Source organism: Marinobacter sp., from assembly GCF_041690455.1.
GTDB lineage: Bacteria > Pseudomonadota > Gammaproteobacteria > Pseudomonadales > Oleiphilaceae > Marinobacter.
In genome coordinates this window covers 31549-48410 of record NZ_JAWLHI010000013.1, presented here as the reverse complement: position 1 = coordinate 48410, position 16862 = coordinate 31549, and the positions used below count along the sequence as shown (strand labels likewise).

Here is a 16862-nt window from a genome sequence, read left to right as displayed (position 1 = left end):
CGAGATCAGCCTATGGTGCTTTGGGCATTGGGTTCGGCGATTGTGGCGGCCAGGGGCGCCACCACTTCGCTTTCAAGACGTTGCAGGGCCCGGGTCAGGCGCTCCAGCAGTATCGTGATTTCCTGTTCGGAGATGTTGAGCGGAGGGCTGATCAGGAAATGGTCACCGGCCAGCCCGTCCAGGGTCCGGCGGGGGTAGATCAGCAGTCCCTCTTCCTTGGCGAGGGCGGTCACACTGGCAAACAGGTTGGCCTCCGCAGGAAACGGCGACCTGGTCGCCGGGTCCATGACCAGCTCCACGCCCCAGAGCAGTCCGATTCCGCGAACATCACCCACAAAGTCATAACGGGCTTTCAGGGCCTCAAGGCCTTCGCGCACCTGCTGCCCCCGGGCGGCAACGTTATCCAGCAGCTTCTCGTTCCGTATCGCTTCCACGGCAGCCAGACCAGTTGCGCAGGCCAACGGATTGCCGGCATAGGTATGGCCATGCTGGAACCCTCCATTGGCCATGACGGTATCGACAATGTCCTCCCGGCAAAGCAGTGCACCCACCGGGTAATAGCCGGCTCCAAGGCCTTTCGCAGTGGTCAGCAGGTCCGGCGCAACGCCCCAGTACTGGTAGGCAAACCAGGTGCCGGTGCGACCGACGCCAGACAGGACCTCGTCAAAAATAAGCAGACAACCAATCTCGTCGCACAGCTTGCGGATGCCTTCCAGGTAGGCCTGGTTGACCATGCGGGCGCCGGTACTGGCACCACCGACCGGCTCCAGAACCACCGCGATGATGCTTTCGCCACCGGCAGCGTCGATTCGCTCACGTGTTTCCTGCAGCACTTTGCGGATATGGGTATCGTCATCCGTCTCGGTGTGGCGATAGAAATCGGGACCAGGCACCTTGATGGAACCCTGGGTGATGTCTGCGAAGGGGGCCTCCAGGGGCTGATATCCGGTCACGCCGAGCGCGCCAAGGGTACTGCCATGATAGGACGGACGCAGAGAGACAAAGTGGCGCCGATGGGATTCGCCACGAGCCACAAAATATTGGCGCGCGAGCTTGATCGCGGATTCGACCGACTCCGAACCACTGGACACAAAAAAGACCTTTTCCAGGTCCCGGTTGGTCATGTTGACCAGCTCTTCAGCCAATGCCATGGCCGGCGCATTCTCGAACTGGGTGCGGTAGGTAAAAGCGACCTTTTCCAGCTGCGCCAGCATGGCATCACGAATACCGTCATGGTGATGACCCAGGTTGCAGGAAATGGCACCCGAGCAGCCATCAAGATATTCCTTGCCGTCCCTATCCCAGAGATAGACGCCACGTCCGTGGGAGACCTCAGGCATGGCAGGGCCGGCCTGGTAGAAAAGGGGAGAAGATGACATGTTGCAATCCGGTATGGTTGTAATGTTGTTGATTTGCAGTCTAGAAAGATATGTAAAAGTATTTCAAGATATGATTTTTTTACCGGATTCGATGACTTGCAATCATGGCTGACGTCAACATCCATTCCCTGAAATCGCTGGCGATCTTCAAGACACTGCTGGAAGCCGGGAGCGCCTCACAGGCCGCACGAACCCTGGGCATTACCCAATCCGGGGTGAGCCGTTCCCTGGCCCAGCTGGAGGACAACCTTGGGATTCAGTTATTCCTGCGGGAGAAAAACCGACTGGTCGCGACGCCCGAGGCGTATGAGCTTTACGAGGAAATCCTGCGCCTGATGGGGAATATCGAGGAACTGCGGCACAGCGTCCTGGCGCTGAAAGAGTTCGGCACCTCTCGCCTGCGCATTGCTGCGATTCCGGGGCTCGCATTCGGATTTGTTCCCCGCTTGATTGGCACCCTGCTGGAAGAGAATCGCGGTTTCAGCATCAGTTTCGACATGATGTCCAGCCACGATGTACTTCGGGAGGTGGAGTCCGGTCACGCAGACATCGGCTTCGTCACGTTGCCGGTGAGCTCAAGACTGCTCAGGATCGAGGAGTGGCTGACCACCCAGGCGCACTGCCTGGTACCCGCAAATCACCCGTTGGCAAACCGGGAAGAAGTCACAATCGAGGACCTGCAGAACCAACACCTCGTCATCAGCAACCAACCTAACGTGGGCGCGGACCCCCTGCTCCATCTCGCCGCCAGCCACTCAATCTCTATTGCGGGCAAAACCGAGTCGAATATCGGCGCCATTGCTGCAATGGTGGCCAACGATGTCGGGATCAGTGTGATGAATCCTATCACGGCGACGGATCAGCTGGTGGGCCGCAGCGATGTGGTAATGCGGCCCTTCTCTCCGAGGATCTCTTTCAGTTTCGGGATGGTCTACCGGGAAGACTGGAAGAACGTGCAGGCCCTCGAGTCCATTCGCCGGACAGGCAATGAACTTCTGCAAACCTACCCGGACTGAAGGCCGCGGTCGAAAACTGGCTAGTGCCCGATCGGTCCGTCCTTGAACAGGAACTCTCGCAGGTACTTGTCCATGGTCGGATCCTTCCGGCGGATCCATTCCAGCACCATGGCCGCGTGTTCCTTTTCTTCGTCCCGATTGTGCTCGAGAATTGCCTTCAGCTGGGAATCCTTGCAGGAAGATGCACGCTGGTTGTACCAGTCCACGGCCTCAAACTCTTCCATCAGCGAACTGATTGCCCGGTGCATGTCCCTGGTCTCGTCGGACAGCTCTTCGACGGGTTCATGGTAGCTTTCGTTGGCCATAGTCTGTTCCTTCTTCCAGGCAGAAATAAGTGGTTTTTGATGGCAAATCCTCTCTGACAATAGTCCAGAATTCACCGCGAGAAAAGGTGGGCAGTTCTCTCCCGGTCAGTCGCCTGGCCGGAAATCCGGATACTTTTTCTGCAGCCGGTAGAGGCGGATGATGGTGATGATATTGGTCACCAGAACCATGGCTTCGGCCAGGGTGCCACCCACCGAGCCGATCACAATGTTGTTAAGCATCCAGGCCAAAGCCGCCAGGCCCAGAACGATTCTGAGCGCGATGCCCCGGAGCATGAACATGCCCACGGTGCCGAGTACCGCCGCCGTAAGCGGGAAGACATCGGTCAGGGATTTCCAGGTAACCCCGGCCACCACCAGATTCACCGCCAGCATCACCGCCATGATCTGCCAGTTGCCCTGATACTTTCGGGCGAGCGTGATGCGGACAATCACCAGCACCGTAAGTGCCGACGCCGTCCAGCTCTCGAAGAAAGCGAACATCAGGGCGAAGGCGACGTTGGCTGAGATCAGCAGCACCATCAGCCGGTCGTCGTTCTTGTTGGCGAAGCCGGCAATGCAGAATCCCAGGGCAATCAGGCCACAAAGCTGCCCAAGTCCTTCCGCGAGAGACATCTCCGCAATCAGCTCAGTCATGTTTCTCCAGCAATACACAATGCGTCATAGCGGTAATCCCCTCTCCCTGAAAAGGGCACCAGCCTGCCACAATTGCCGCATTTGAGCCACGATCCCCCGTGTGCCAAAGTGATCCGATCCGTTCAGCGAGGAATGTCCGCCGCCATGAAAACCGTGTTCTCACCCCTGCACAGCCGTCGCCATGTCAGAACCGAACTGGATGGCGGCCTGCTGATCGAGCCCCACGAAAAGCCCTCCCGGGCCGAAACCATCCTGGCGCGGGTGAAGGATCAGGCGCTCGGGGAAATCCTGGAGCCGGAAGAGTTCGGGCTTGAGCCGGTCAGGCGGGTGCACACGGCGGATTATGTGAGCTTCCTGGAAACCTGCTGGGACGAGTGGGTGGCGGCCGGCAAGCCGGGCGAGGCCATCCCCACTTTCTGGGTTGGCCGGGGCATGCGCGCCCGGCTACCGAAGGACATCGACGGCCGCCTCGGCTATTACAGTCTCGGCGCCGATACCTCTATCTCAGACGGCACCTGGGAAGCGGCCCGGGCGTCGGCCAACGTCGCCCTGACCGCCCAGAAACTGGTCGCAGGCGGCGAGCGCGCCGCCTTCGCCCTGTGCCGGCCGCCGGGTCATCATGCCCATGCCGATGTGTTCGGAGGCTACTGCTTCTTCAATAACGCCGCCATTGTCGCCCAGGCCTTCCGGGACCAGGGCTACGGCAAGGTCGCGGTGCTCGACGTGGATTTTCACCACGGTAACGGCACCCAGGCGATTTTCTACGACCGTAACGATGTCCTCACCATCAGCCTGCACGGCGACCCGGACCTGGTGTTTCCGCACTTTCTGGGATTCGGGGATGAAACCGGCGAGGGTGATGGCGAAGGCTACAACCTGAACATCGTCTTCCCACCTGACACTCCCTTCAACATCTGGAGCCAGGGTCTGGAGAAGGCCTGCGAGCGCATCCAGGCATTCGCGCCGGATGCCCTGGTGGTGGCACTGGGCGTGGATACCTTCGAAGAGGATCCCATTTCCTTCTTCAAACTCACCTCCGGCGATTACCTGAAGATCGGCAAGCGCCTGGAGCAATTGGGTCTGCCCACGGTGTTCACCATGGAAGGCGGTTACGACGTGGACGCCATCGGCGTGAATGCGGTCAATGTCATGCAGGGCTTTGAAGGCAAGAAATGAGCAAAGCGGGCAATGGCTTTGGTGGAAATGGCCATTGCCCGTAGGTTGCTAATCAGGGAGGATCGGGCTTTGATGCCCGAATTCTGGATGAGTCCCTATGGAACGCTACCTTCAGCCCACCACCTTCTTCGATTACAACAAGCCCGAACTCAAGGCCTGGATCAGCCGGCAGCTTGAGGGTGCTTCCGACGACCCGGTGGAGCAGATCAAGGTGCTGTACCTGGCGGTCCGGGACAGCATCAACTACAACCCCTACGTATTCCGTACTGACCCCACCACTTTATCCGCCAGCTACGCGCTGACCAGCGGCGAGACCTACTGCATTCCCAAGGCCGTCCTGCTCGGCGCCGCCGCCCGGGCCATCGGCATTCCCAGCCGCCTGGGCCTCGCGGATGTGCGCAACCACCTCTCCAGCCCCAAACTGATCGAATGGCTGCGCTCGGACATTTTCCGCATGCACGGCTTTATCGAGCTGTACCTGAATGGCCGGTGGGTAAAGGCAACCCCGGCGTTCAACAGGCAGCTGTGCGAGCTGATGAAGGTGGAGCCGCTGGAGTTTGATGGTGTGAATGACTCGGTGTTCCAGGAATTCACCGAGGATGGCCAGGCGCACATGGAATACATCAACGATCACGGGGTGTTTGACGATGTGCCGCACCAGTTCATTGTGGATGGGGTGCGGGCGGCGTATGGGCATCTGTTTCCGGAGGATGGGGGGAGTGTGGAGGTAGACGGAAGCCTGGAGAAGGATATTTCCGGGCGGTGAGGTGCGATGAAAGAGGGGTCAGATGAAAGCGTTCATCTGACCCCGGGGTTCGGGCGCGGACTTGGGGATGAAAAAGGGGTCAGAAGAAGGCTTTCTTCTGACCACGGGCTAGGTGCTGATCGGGGTCTGATGAACTTGTTCATCTGACCCCATTTTCACCCCGGCCTCAGTCCTCGACGGAATTCCGGATCAGGAAGTCAAAGGCACTCAGTGCCGCCTTGGACCCCTCACCCATGGAAATCACGATCTGCTTGTAGGGCACGGTGGTGGCATCGCCGGCCGCGAAGACGCCCGGGATGGAGGTCTCGTTACGGTCGTTGACGATGACCTCGCCGTGCTGGCTCAGCTCGATGTCGCCCTTGAGCCACTCGGTGTTCGGCACCAGGCCGATCTGAACGAACACACCTTCCAGTGACACGTGATGTGACTCGCCGGTATTCCGGTCGGTGTAGGTCAAACCATTCACCTTGCCATTCTCACCGGTAATCTCGGTGGTCTGGCCGGAGGTGATGATCTCCACGTTCTTCAGGCTGCGCAGCTTCTTTTGCAGCACGTCATCGGCACGCATCTCGGCACCGAACTCGATCAGGGTTACGTGACCCACGATACCGGCCAGGTCGATGGCCGCTTCCACGCCGGAGTTACCACCGCCGATGACCGCCACACGCTTGCCCTTGAACAGCGGGCCGTCACAGTGCGGGCAGTAGGCCACACCCTTGTTGCGGTACTCTTCCTCTCCCGGTACACCCAGCTGGCGCCAGCGGGCACCGGTGGACAGCACCACGGTACGGGATTTCAGGGTCGCGCCGTTGGCCAGGCGCACCTCGTGCAGGCCACCGGTCCTGGCGGCCGGAATCAGCTTCTCGGCGCGCTGCATGTTCATGATGTCCACGTCGTATTCCTTGACGTGCTGCTCCATGGCAGAAACCAGCTTCGGGCCCTCGGTGTAAGGCACGGAAATCAGGTTCTCGATGCCCATGGTATCAGCTACCTGGCCACCGAAACGCTCGGCTGCGATGGCAGTGGAGATACCTTTACGGGCGGCGTAGATCGCGGCAGCAGAGCCGGCCGGGCCACCACCGATGACCAGCACTTCGAACGGATCCTTCTGATTGAGCTTCTCGGCTTCCTTCTCTGCAGAACTGGTATCCAGTCGCGCCACGATCTCTTCCAGGGTCATACGGCCCTGGCCCCAGGATTCGCCGTTCATGAACACGCTGGGCACCGCCATCACTTCACGCTGTTCCACTTCGTCCTGGAACAGGGCACCGTCGATGGAGGTGTGCTTGATGTTCGGATTCAAGACAGCCATCAGGTTGAGGGCCTGGACCACGTCCGGGCAGTTCTGGCAGGACAGGGAGAAATAGGTTTCAAACTCGAAACTCCCTTCCAAATCCTTGATCTGCTCGATCAGTTCCCGGGATTCCTTGGAAGGGTGACCACCTACCTGCAGCAGGGCCAGCACCAGTGAGGTGAACTCATGACCCATGGGGATGCCGGCAAAACGGACACCAATGTCGCTACCCACCCGGTTGATCGCAAAGGACGGGCGACGCACATCCGGATCTTCCTCAATACGCAGACTGATTTTCGAGGACATCGGCTCGATGTCTTCCAGCAACTCTTTCAGCTCCTGGGACTTCTTGCTGTCGTCGTAGGCCGCCACCAGCTCGATCGGCTGCTGCAGTTTTTCCATGTAGGCCTGGAGCTGTTGCTTGATATTGGCATCCAACATGTAGGTTTTTCCCCTTGATATGTCGTAAAGCTAAGTGTCTGAATTCAAAATGAATCGATAATTGAAGATGCAGGTAAGATAAGGATTCGAAGCCTAAGCCTCAAATTAATTGCCCCAAAGTGATTGATAGGGCAACCCTATAAAGCGGAATGCAGCAATAGTCAGCCACTCCCTGGCAGACTGTCAGGCGTTGATGAAAGAACGGTGAATGTCGCTGCCGTAGCGGCGGATGATGTCCATCTTGGCGGCATGGAATGCTGCCAAGCTTTCCGACTCCTTCGACCGTGCCAGCTGGTGGCGGGCCAGCTCATCAGAAATCACGTCCATGAACAGCTCCGCCAGTAACAGGCGGGCGGAATCCCGGAAGCGTCCGCGGCCGTCCACGTAAAGCTGCACGGTCGGTGCCTCGGTATTGATCAGGATCTTGCGTTCCTTCGGGCTGTATACCGCCCGCTCCAGTTCGTTGTGCAGGGCGCGGAAATCGTAACCGATGAACATCGCCTCCCCGTGGTCACGAGATGCGGCCCGGTGATTGTGCCTGGGATGATGCTTGGGCCGATGGTGCCGATGATGGGCGCCATGATCCGCAATCACCACCTCGCACCATGCCCAGTAGTGCTGGCTGCGAACGGTAATCTCCCCCCGGTCGCCGACGGAATCACCGGTGATGGTCCACTCAATGCGGTTCCGATCGGTCAGCTGGGACACCGGCAACTCCGTGGGTTTGGTATCCAACTCAACAGAATCCGGAAAACGGTAGCTGATATGCAACACGTCATCCGGGGCAAAGCTGGCCGGGTTCACCAGCAAGGAGACATGAAACGGGTGCCCGGCCTGCCGGAAATAGAACGGGGTGGTAAAGCGCAGGGCAGGTTCTTCAGGCTCCGGCGCCGATTCTGCATCAGTATCGCCCGCCGGCGGCAAGGCGATCTGCAGATCCTGGATTGCGGCCCGGTTCATGCGCTCCAGCAGATGCTCGATCATGTGGTCGGTCCTGCCTGACGCAGTCGCATGCTCCAGGTGGCGCAGCTGCTCCCGCTCTTCCTGTACCGCCGGGCGGAGATACTTGCTGACGGCCCGCCCGAACGCTGCCACAAAGGGATCCTTCAGGTTCAGGCCATCCCGCTCATCGCTGATGATGGCCAGGCCCTGACCCAGCTTTTCCGCCAGGGAGGGGCAGTTCACTTCGCCAAACAGATACTCCGTCCCTACCTGGTTCTCGAACTCGAACAGCTGGCAATCGAGCACCGCATTACCGGACAACACCAGCAGTCCATTGGTCCGTTCATCACCATGCAGGGTCAGCTCGGCATTGAGCGCCCGTTTCAGGGTCAGGGTAAAGGGATAGGTCACCTGCTCGTAGACAAAACTGCACGCTTGTTGTGGCCCCAGAAGCACCCGGGATTCCGGTTCCAGGTAGTGGACCGGCCCCATCCGTTCCACTTCCTTGCCGGCCTGGCGGTGCACCAGTTCCACCCGCCGGCGGCCGAGGATCTCCCGCAGGTAAATGTTGTGAGAGATCGAGTGCAAAACTGAACGGTACTGGGAAATGTGGACCAGGGGATTGTCTATTACGATGGCCACCCGGGTGCCATTGGCATCGGTGCCGAGGCGCTCATAATCGGTATCCTTTGCCTCACGATCACCTTCGCCGTCGTCGTAGAGGTAGCCACCGTCTTCGCCACGGAACAGGTCGATGCGGGTATAGCGGCCATTGTGCAGCGTCTCCAGCCAGCCATAACCAAGACCGTAGATAGCCTGTTTGAGGCCACGACCAAAGAAGCCCCGCCCGGTTGCGTCACCATTCGCCAGGGGACTGTGGGCACCGCCGTAAGTCAGGCTGGTCAGGGCCTGCTGCCACGTCATGCCCTCGGCCTGGTCGGCAACCACCAGCATGGCGCCGTTCTGGTGGCGCTCGTACTGGATGGTGATGCCTTCGGTGACCTCAACGCCGGCACGCTCCAGCCGCGAGTAACTGTCATCGCTGTTGGTGATCAGCTCCACGAGTGCCTTTTCCACCGAGGCAAACCGGCGGGAATCGATATCGATCACCCGCTGGTCTACCGGAATTGCCGTGATACCCATGGCCTGCTCCCCCGTAACTTCCCTGCTTTATGTCCACAGTAGGACAAATAGCGCATTTTGCTATTGATGCGGCTCAACTATCATATGAGGACGAAGAGTTAATCTCCCATTGTCAGTCCCGCGACCCGTAAAAGGCGAACCATGTTTCTAGAACGTTTCCACTCCCTCCAGGACGGACGTGTCACCATTTCCGCGCTCCAGGCCAGTCAGTTCGCCAAGGAAGTGGCCGGGGACTTCAACCCGATTCATGATCCCGATGCCCGGCGCTTCTGTGTGCCCGGAGATCTGCTGTTTGCCGTGGTCCTGTCCCGCTTCGGGCTTTCCCAGAACATGACGTTCCGGTTCCGCGCCCTGGTCGGTGATGGCGTTGAGCTCCTGTTCCGGGAAAACGGCAATGACTGCATCGAAGTCTGTGACGAGGGCGGCAAGGTTTACCTTGAAGTCATCCGCAGCGGCGAGATTACCCGGGATGAGCAGTTCATCGAGGACTTCACCCTTTGCTACGTGGCGGCCTCGGGCAAGAACTTCCCGCACACCCTGAAACCGCTGATGGAATCGAACGGTGTCATGTTCAATCCGGACCGTCCCATGGTGATGTATGAGAGCATGAGCCTGGCCCTGGACACGGTGGATGCCTCCTCCCCGGAACTGGAGCTGAGCAACGCCGAACTCGAAGCTGCCGGCAAACGGGGCAATGTGACCCTGGAGTACCTGTTGAAGGCCGATGGCAAACCCGTAGGCGATGTAACCAAGCGCCTGGTCCTGAGTGGACTGCGTCCCTACTGCCCGGAGGCCATGGCGGAAGTAATCGAGGAATTCTACCGGCTCAAGGCCCGCGGCGCCGATTACGGCAGCGAGATCGCCGGCTCCTGACAGGGATCACCTCTCCGGTCATATCCAGCGTCTACACTGTTCCTTGTGACCCTCACGCCCACAAGGACGATCACCCATGGCCGGAGAACGAATACCGGGAGAACCGATGGCAGCCTATCGGCTCTCTCCCAGCTCTGTCATCGAGGCATTGGGCAGTGACGAACCCCAGGGCCTGAGCGACGACGAGGCCAGGGCTCGGCTGGAGCGGGACGGCCCGAACGAACTGGTCAGCGCCAGACCGGTTCCGGCCTGGCGTAAGCTGCTGACTCAATTCAACGATCCTTTGGTTATCCTGCTGCTGATCGCTGCAGCGGTCTCTCTCGGCTTGTGGTTGTTCGAGCGTGATTCGGAACTGCCATACGAAGCCATTGCCATCCTCGCCATCGTTGTGCTCAACGCCGCGATGGGTTTTATCCAGCAGGCACGGGCCGAACAATCGGTCGCGGCACTTCAGCAGATGTCCGCGGCTCGGGCCCGGGTCATTCGCAGTGGTGAGCAACGCAGTATTCCTGCCAGTGATGTGGTTGCCGGCGACATATTGCTGATGGAGGAAGGTGACACCATCCCCGCCGACGGCCGGCTGATCCAGTCGGTGGCCCTGCAGACCTCAGAGGCCGCGCTCACCGGCGAGAGCCTGCCCGAGGCCAAGGAACCCGAAACCATTATTGGTGAGGCTCCCGTCGGTGACCGCCAGAACATGGTGTTCAGCGGCACCACCGTAACCTACGGCCGGGGCAAGGCGGTGGTGACCGCCACCGGAATGCAAACCCAGATGGGCCAGATTGCCGGCATGCTGGAGGCGGCACCACCGGAAACCACCCCGCTCCAGCAGGACCTGGCCCGGGTCGGCAGGCTGCTGGGCCTGGTGGTCATCGCCATTGCGGTGGTGATGATCGCAACCATCATCCTGGTGGAACACGTCACCGAATTTTCCGCAGTTTTCGATGTACTCATTCTAGGTGTCGCCCTGGCCGTGGCCGCCGTGCCCGAGGGCCTGCCTGCAGTGGTCACCGCGGTCCTGGCCCTTGGCGTACAGCGCATGGCCCGCCGCAATGCCATCGTCCGGCACCTGGCCGCCGTGGAGACCCTCGGCTCGGCCAACGTGATCGCCTCGGACAAGACTGGCACCCTGACCCGCAACGAGATGACCGTGCGCGCGGTGGTGACCGCCAGCGGCCGGATTACCCTCGGGGGTACCGGTTACGAGCCGGAGGGGGAGGTGACTGCGTGGAGCGAGGGCGCTGAGGCCGCGGGACCACTGTCCGGAGATCTGCGACTGGAACTCGAACGGGCTCTGACTGTCGGTGATCGCGCCACCAACGCTGTGCTCCAGCAGGAAGGTGACCAATGGACCATCCAGGGCGATCCCACCGAAGGCGCCCTGGTCGTTGCCGCCCGCAAAGCAGGGCTTGCCGACGAGACTCTGGATGCCCGTTACCCACGGGTCGGCGAAGTGCCGTTCTCCTCCGAACGTAAACTGATGTCCACCCTCCACACCGACAGTCAACAACGGGAACACATTCAGGTATTCACCAAGGGCGCCCCGGATGTGCTGCTGGGCCGGTGCAATCGCGAACGGGTGGGCAACACTACCCGCCCCCTGACTCCCGAACGCCGGAAGGAGATCCTGATCGCGAATGAGCAGTTGGCTGGCGAGGCCCTGCGGACTCTCGGCGTCGCCGCCAGATTGCTTCCAGCCGATGGCTTCGAACCCGACGAGGTCGACGAAGACGTTGAGCGAGACCTGATCTTCGTCGGACTCATTGGCATGATCGACCCGCCCCGGGAGGAAGCCAGGGAGGCCGTCGCCCAGGCACTGGCCGCAGGCATCCGGCCAGTGATGATCACCGGTGACCATCCCGTGACAGCAGCGGTCATCGGCGCGGAGCTGGGTATCGGCAGTGGCGGCCGGGCCGTGACCGGGGCGGAAATCGACAAGATGCCGGACGACTTGCTGCAAAGGACCGTGCAGAAGGTTTCCGTCTATGCCCGGGTAAATCCGGAACACAAGCTGCGAATCGTGAAGGCGCTGCAGAAAGAAGGAGACATCGTAGCCATGACCGGCGATGGCGTGAACGACGCCCCGGCCCTGCGCACGGCCGACATCGGCGTAGCCATGGGCATTACCGGCACCGACGTCTCACGCAAGGCTTCGGACATTATCCTGGCTGATGACAACTTCGCCTCCATCGTGGCGGCTGTGGAGGAAGGCCGGGGCATTTTCGCCAATATTCGCAAGTTCCTGCGTTACCTGCTGTCCTCGAACATCGGCGAGGTGATGACCATGTTCTTCGGGGTGCTTCTGGCGGAGGTGATCGGGCTTGCGGCCAGCAGTGATGGTCTGGCACTTCCCCTGCTGGCCACCCAGATTCTCTGGATCAACATGGTCAGTGACGGTGCACCGGCACTGGCGCTGGGGCTCGATCCCGGTGACGAAGACTCCATGAACCAACCGCCCAGATCCCGGGGAGAAGGTGTGATTACCCGCCGGATGTGGGCCGGTATCGTAATGGTAGGCACCATAACCGCCGCCGGCACCCTGTTCGTCCTTGACGCCTCCATGCCGGGCGGCTTCATCGACAACAGCGGGAGCCTGGCCTACGGCCAGACCATGGCCTTCACCACCCTGGTGCTGTTCTCGATGTTTACCGTGTTTACCTCCCGTTCAGACCAACACAGTGCCTTCAGAAACCTGTTCTCCAATCTCTGGATCTGGGCAGCCATTGCCCTGTCGCTGGCACTGCAACTGGCGGTGGTTTACCTGCCGTTCTTGCAGAAGGCGTTCTCCACCGTGAGCCTCACCTTCGGGGACTGGCTGTTCTGCGCCGCAGTGGCCAGCTCCGTGCTGTGGCTGCGTGAGCTGAGCAAATTGCTGTCCCCCAAACGCAAAGAACCCCGGATTGACCGGGGTTCTTCGGGAATCTGAAGTCCGCTCAGCAGACCTCGTATCCATTCAGTTTCACCGTAACGGGAAACTTAGATCTTGCCGACCAGGTCCAGGGACGGAGCCAGGGTCTCTTCGCCTTCTTTCCACTTGGCCGGGCAAACTTCGCCCGGGTTCTTGCGAACGTACTGGGCGGCCTTGATCTTGCGCAGCAGATCGTCGGCGTCACGGCCGATGCCTTCGGCAGTAATCTCAACGGCCTGGATGATGCCGTCCGGATCGATTACGAAAGTAGCACGGTCGGCCAGGCCCTGGCCTTCACGCATAACACCGAAGTTGTTGGTGATGGTGCCGGTCTGGTCGCCAACCATGTAGTACTGGATCTTGCCGATGGTCTCGGAAGTATCGTGCCACGCCTTGTGGGTGAAGTGGGTGTCGGTGGACACGGAGAACACCTCTACGCCCAGCTTCTGCAGCTCTTCGTACTTGTCAGCAACGTCGCCCAGCTCGGTCGGGCATACGAAAGTGAAGTCGGCCGGGTAGAAGAAAAAGACAGCCCACTTACCTTTTACGTCTGCTTCGCTGATCTCAACAAACTCACCGTTCTTGAAAGCGGTGGCGTTGAACGGCTTGATCTCGCTGTTAATGATGCCCATTAAAGATAACTCCTGTTTGGTGCATTTTAGGGTTGAAGAATTTACGGGACGCAAAGATACGGATTTTTCCGGCTTCGGTTAAATTGATAATTTCCAATCAAGGGATAGGCTCAGCCTATCCGAACGATGCCGGGGCCAACAACCCGCAGCTATTTCCATCCCGGGAAGTAACTGCGGTTGTTGATATGGGGTCTTATCCCGCAAGTTCAATCTTTTGGAAATCCAGAATATTTTCCTTCGGTGACGATTTGATGGCAGCCACCTCGCTCCGTTTCTTCGCCAGAATGTAGGCAAAGCAGGCGAAATACAGGGCAATCACCAGCGCCCCAACCCACTGGATACGCAGGAAATCCAGCTGGAACAGCATGGTCAGGCCGACCATGGCCACCAGGTTGAAGATCACGTAGTTGACCCGGCCCAGGCGCTGTGCCGTCAGGTTCAGGTTGTCGGTGTACAGCCGGATCAGCGAATCCAGGGAATTCACCACCATCAGCACACCCACCGAGATCATGGCGATGTTGGTGAAGGCAGCTATCTGCAGGCCCTCGGCGTGGTAGTAATAGAGCACGCTGAACCACACGCCGATGGCGATGGACGGCACCACCAGCATGGCGATGAGCAACTGCCAGGTCCGGATACCACTGACAAAACGGGCGGTGAACTGGCCGATCATGATGCTCCAGGCGAACCACCAGAACAGGTAGAAGGCGTGGTAGTCGTTAATCGGCAGCACAAACTGGTGAATGTTGCCGAAGTACTCGCCCAGCATGCTGGCAGTACCGAAGAAATCCGCCGGCGAGCCCTTGCCCAGTACGAAGGCCCGGAACCACATGCCGACAATGAGGGCAATGAACAGCACACTGGAGCCGATGCTCAGAATGCGGATGTACTTGACCTTGGAGCTGGAATACACCGCCAGCGCGATCGACAGGAACACGATCACGTAGAACGCGGGCACCACGGATTCGCCGTCACCCAGTTGCGGCAGGTACCAGGGCAGGTTCACCAGCAGCAGGTAGGCGGTGAACGCACAGGTGCCGATGATCACCACGTTGTTAACCAGCTTCACCAGCGGGATCTCGAAGAACTTTACCCGAGGCTCGATGATCGCGAAGTAGAAACAGGTCAGGAAATAGAAACCCCAGATCAGGAACGCCCAGAAGCCGAACTCGATGGCCAGCGGGTTGGCGAAGCCGTATTCCGGATTTTCTCCAACGTTGCCATAGCCGCCAAACTCGGTCAGAGGGAACATGATCAGCCCCACGTCCAGACCGGAGGTGAACAGTATGGCAATGAACGTAAAGGTGCGGACCGGCGTTACGCCGATGCACTGCATGTCCCACCATTTGTACAGAATCAGGGCAATGGCGGCGAAGGTAAAAATCAGGCCTGTGGATAACCAGAGTGTCATGGGCTGCACCTCCGGTTGTTGGTCATCATTATAGTGAACAGCATGGGTGTTCCTCCTCTACTTTGTAAGCGCTGCTTCTTTCGAATCGGACACAAACCCAGGACTTGCCTATCCGGCGCCCGGAAACGGCGGGATGCCGTCGCGCTGATAGGGAAATCCTGAGGGCTTGCAAAACCCCGGGCGCGTTGCACGCCCGGGCGGGATGACGACGCGCTATGCCAGCGCGCGCTTTGCCTGTCCCGGTCTCTGCCGTGCCTGCCACTGGTCGTCCATCACCACAGGCGCGTCAGAAGATTGCAGGGGGTCCTTGCCCCGGATCAGGTCGGCTGCCCGCTCGGCCACCATGATGGTGGGCGCGTTCAGGTTGCCGTTGGGTATGGTCGGGAAGATGGACGAGTCCACCACCCGCAGGTTCTTGATGCCGCGTACCCGGGTGTCCGGTTCCACGACTGCCAGCTCGTCAGTGCCCATCTTGCAGGTACAGGACGGGTGGTAGGCGCTTTCTACGGCCTGGCGAACGAATGCATCGATTTCCTCATCGCTCTGAACCTCGGCACCGGGCTGAATTTCCGCCCCGCGGTAGTCGTCCATGGCCGGCTGGTTGATGATTTCGCGGGTCAGCCGCACGCAATCCCGGAAGCCTTCGCGATCGGCTTCGTGCTCCAGGTAGTTGAAGCGGATGCGCGGTGCCTGCTTCGGATCGGCGGACTGCACGTGCACAAAGCCGCGGCTCTTCGGCTTGTTATGACCGATGTGCAGCTGAAAGCCATCGCCATCGAACGCTTCCTTGCCGTCATAGCGCATGGCCGCCGGCAGGAAGTGGTATTGCAGGTCCGGCCACTCGACACCGGCCTTGGAGCGGATGAAGCCACAGGACTCAAAGTGGTTGGTGGCACCGAGACCGTCCTTGCGCAGGATCCAGCGCACCCCGATCTTGAGCTTGTTCCACCAGTCCAGCTTGCGGTTCAGGGACACCGGCTGGTTGCAGCGGAACTGGAAGTAGAACTCCAGGTGGTCCTGCAGATTCTCGCCCACGCCGGGCAGTTCATGTTGCACCTCGATACCGGCCTGCTCCAGCACCTCGCGCTTGCCGATACCGGACAGCTGCAACAGGTGCGGAGAACCAATGGAGCCGGCGGAGAGAATCACTTCACGGCTGGCCTGCACCTCGTGGACCTTGCCACCCTGCTCGTAACGCACGCCGGTGGCGGTTTTGCCGTCCAGCAATACCTTGTGCACCAGGGCATGGGTGACCACAGTCAGGTTGTCCCGCTCCATGGCCGGTCGCAGGTAGGCGTTGGCAGTGGACCAGCGACGACCATTCTTGACCGTCATGTGCATGGCACCAAAGCCTTCCTGCTGGGCGCCATTGTAGTCGGCAGTTTCGAGATAACCGGCATCGGAACCCGCCTTGATAAAGGCCTTGTACAAGGGGTTCTGCATGTTGTTGCCGTTGTTCACGCCCAGCGGCCCGGAATCGCCCCGGTACTCATTGCCACCAAAGGCCCAGGTTTCCGCCTTCCTGAAATAGGGCAGGACATTGGCGTACTGCCAGCCGGTGGCGCCTTCAGATTCCCACTCGTCAAAATCCCGGGCATGACCACGGACATAGACCATGCCGTTGATGGACGACGAACCGCCCAGGACCTTGCCCCGGGGGCAGTGCATGCGGCGGTTGTCCAGGTAAGGCTCCGGCTCGGTCTCGAATTGCCAGGCAAACTTTTTGGTATTCATGGGAATGGACAGGGCCGTGGGCATCTGGATAAAGATGCTCTTGTCACTGCCGCCGGTTTCCAGCAGCAGCACCTTGTTCTGGCCATCCTCGGTGAGACGGTTCGCGAGCACGCAACCGGCGGAACCGGCACCGACAATGATGTAGTCGTAGCGGTTTTCTTTCATTCGGTGTCTCCCGGTCGGTTAAC

General features: G+C 59.7%; 13 protein-coding genes. 5 read left to right on the top strand and 8 right to left on the bottom strand.

Features of this window, described 5'->3' with window-relative positions; genetic code table 11:
• Positions 1-5: 5 nt before the first annotated feature.
• On the bottom strand, positions 6-1379 hold the full coding sequence (locus tag ACESMW_RS04915) for an aspartate aminotransferase family protein (RefSeq protein WP_372985941.1): 1374 nt from the start codon (positions 1377-1379) through the stop codon (positions 6-8).
• Between the two features lie 104 nt (positions 1380-1483).
• Here ACESMW_RS04915 and ACESMW_RS04910 point away from each other — a divergent pair, with 104 nt between their 5' ends.
• Positions 1484-2395 carry a LysR family transcriptional regulator gene (locus ACESMW_RS04910; protein ID WP_372985940.1) on the top strand — a complete coding sequence of 304 codons (912 nt, stop codon included), beginning with the start codon at positions 1484-1486 and terminating at the stop codon, positions 2393-2395.
• 20 nt (positions 2396-2415) lie between these two features.
• On the opposite strand, the gene ACESMW_RS04905 is transcribed toward ACESMW_RS04910, so the two are convergent.
• Together ACESMW_RS04905 and ACESMW_RS04900 are read right to left on the bottom strand one after the other, a co-directional pair.
• Positions 2416-2700, bottom strand: coding sequence for an encapsulin-associated ferritin-like protein (locus ACESMW_RS04905; protein WP_372985939.1), 285 nt, complete (start codon positions 2698-2700; stop codon positions 2416-2418).
• A 105-nt stretch (positions 2701-2805) separates the two neighbouring features.
• Positions 2806-3354: a YgjV family protein gene (locus tag ACESMW_RS04900; RefSeq protein WP_372985938.1), complete on the bottom strand. Its 549-nt coding sequence runs from the start codon at positions 3352-3354 to the stop codon at positions 2806-2808.
• Positions 3355-3498: 144 nt separating this feature from the next.
• On the opposite strand from ACESMW_RS04900, the gene ACESMW_RS04895 reads away from it, so the two are divergent.
• Both ACESMW_RS04895 and ACESMW_RS04890 read left to right on the top strand, forming a co-directional pair.
• Positions 3499-4530 (top strand): histone deacetylase family protein, encoded by a 1032-nt coding sequence (locus tag ACESMW_RS04895; RefSeq protein WP_372985937.1) that lies wholly within the window; start codon positions 3499-3501, stop codon positions 4528-4530.
• 97 nt (positions 4531-4627) lie between these two features.
• The gene (locus ACESMW_RS04890; protein WP_372985936.1) at positions 4628-5296 is read left to right on the top strand and encodes a transglutaminase-like domain-containing protein; all 669 of its coding nucleotides are present in this window, start codon (positions 4628-4630) and stop codon (positions 5294-5296) included.
• 166 nt (positions 5297-5462) lie between these two features.
• On the opposite strand, the gene ahpF is transcribed toward ACESMW_RS04890, so the two are convergent.
• Positions 5463-7031, bottom strand: a complete 1569-nt coding sequence (gene ahpF / locus ACESMW_RS04885) for an alkyl hydroperoxide reductase subunit F (RefSeq protein WP_372985935.1) — start codon at positions 7029-7031, stop codon at positions 5463-5465.
• A gap of 183 nt (positions 7032-7214) precedes the next feature.
• The gene (locus tag ACESMW_RS04880) at positions 7215-9116 is read right to left on the bottom strand and encodes an ATP-binding protein (RefSeq protein WP_372985934.1); all 1902 of its coding nucleotides are present in this window, start codon (positions 9114-9116) and stop codon (positions 7215-7217) included.
• Positions 9117-9257: 141 nt separating this feature from the next.
• Here ACESMW_RS04880 and ACESMW_RS04875 point away from each other — a divergent pair, with 141 nt between their 5' ends.
• Positions 9258-9989 carry a DUF3581 domain-containing protein gene (locus ACESMW_RS04875; RefSeq protein WP_372985933.1) on the top strand — a complete coding sequence of 244 codons (732 nt, stop codon included), beginning with the start codon at positions 9258-9260 and terminating at the stop codon, positions 9987-9989.
• A gap of 106 nt (positions 9990-10095) precedes the next feature.
• Entirely contained in the window at positions 10096-12915 is a 2820-nt protein-coding gene (locus ACESMW_RS04870) for a cation-translocating P-type ATPase (RefSeq protein ID WP_372985932.1), read from the top strand.
• A 50-nt stretch (positions 12916-12965) separates the two neighbouring features.
• Here the strand turns inward: ACESMW_RS04870 and ahpC are convergent, their stop codons facing one another.
• The 3 genes from ahpC to betA all read right to left on the bottom strand — a co-directional run bounded on the left by ahpC (position 12966) and on the right by betA (position 16839).
• Positions 12966-13529 carry an alkyl hydroperoxide reductase subunit C gene (ahpC, locus tag ACESMW_RS04865; RefSeq protein ID WP_217647726.1) on the bottom strand — a complete coding sequence of 188 codons (564 nt, stop codon included), beginning with the start codon at positions 13527-13529 and terminating at the stop codon, positions 12966-12968.
• Between the two features lie 193 nt (positions 13530-13722).
• Complete coding sequence (locus ACESMW_RS04860) at positions 13723-14940, bottom strand: BCCT family transporter (RefSeq protein WP_372985931.1); 1218 nt, start codon at positions 14938-14940, stop codon at positions 13723-13725.
• Between the two features lie 213 nt (positions 14941-15153).
• A complete protein-coding gene (gene betA / locus ACESMW_RS04855) occupies positions 15154-16839 on the bottom strand; it encodes a choline dehydrogenase (protein WP_372985930.1) in 1686 nt (561 codons plus the stop codon).
• Positions 16840-16862: the final 23 nt, after the last annotated feature.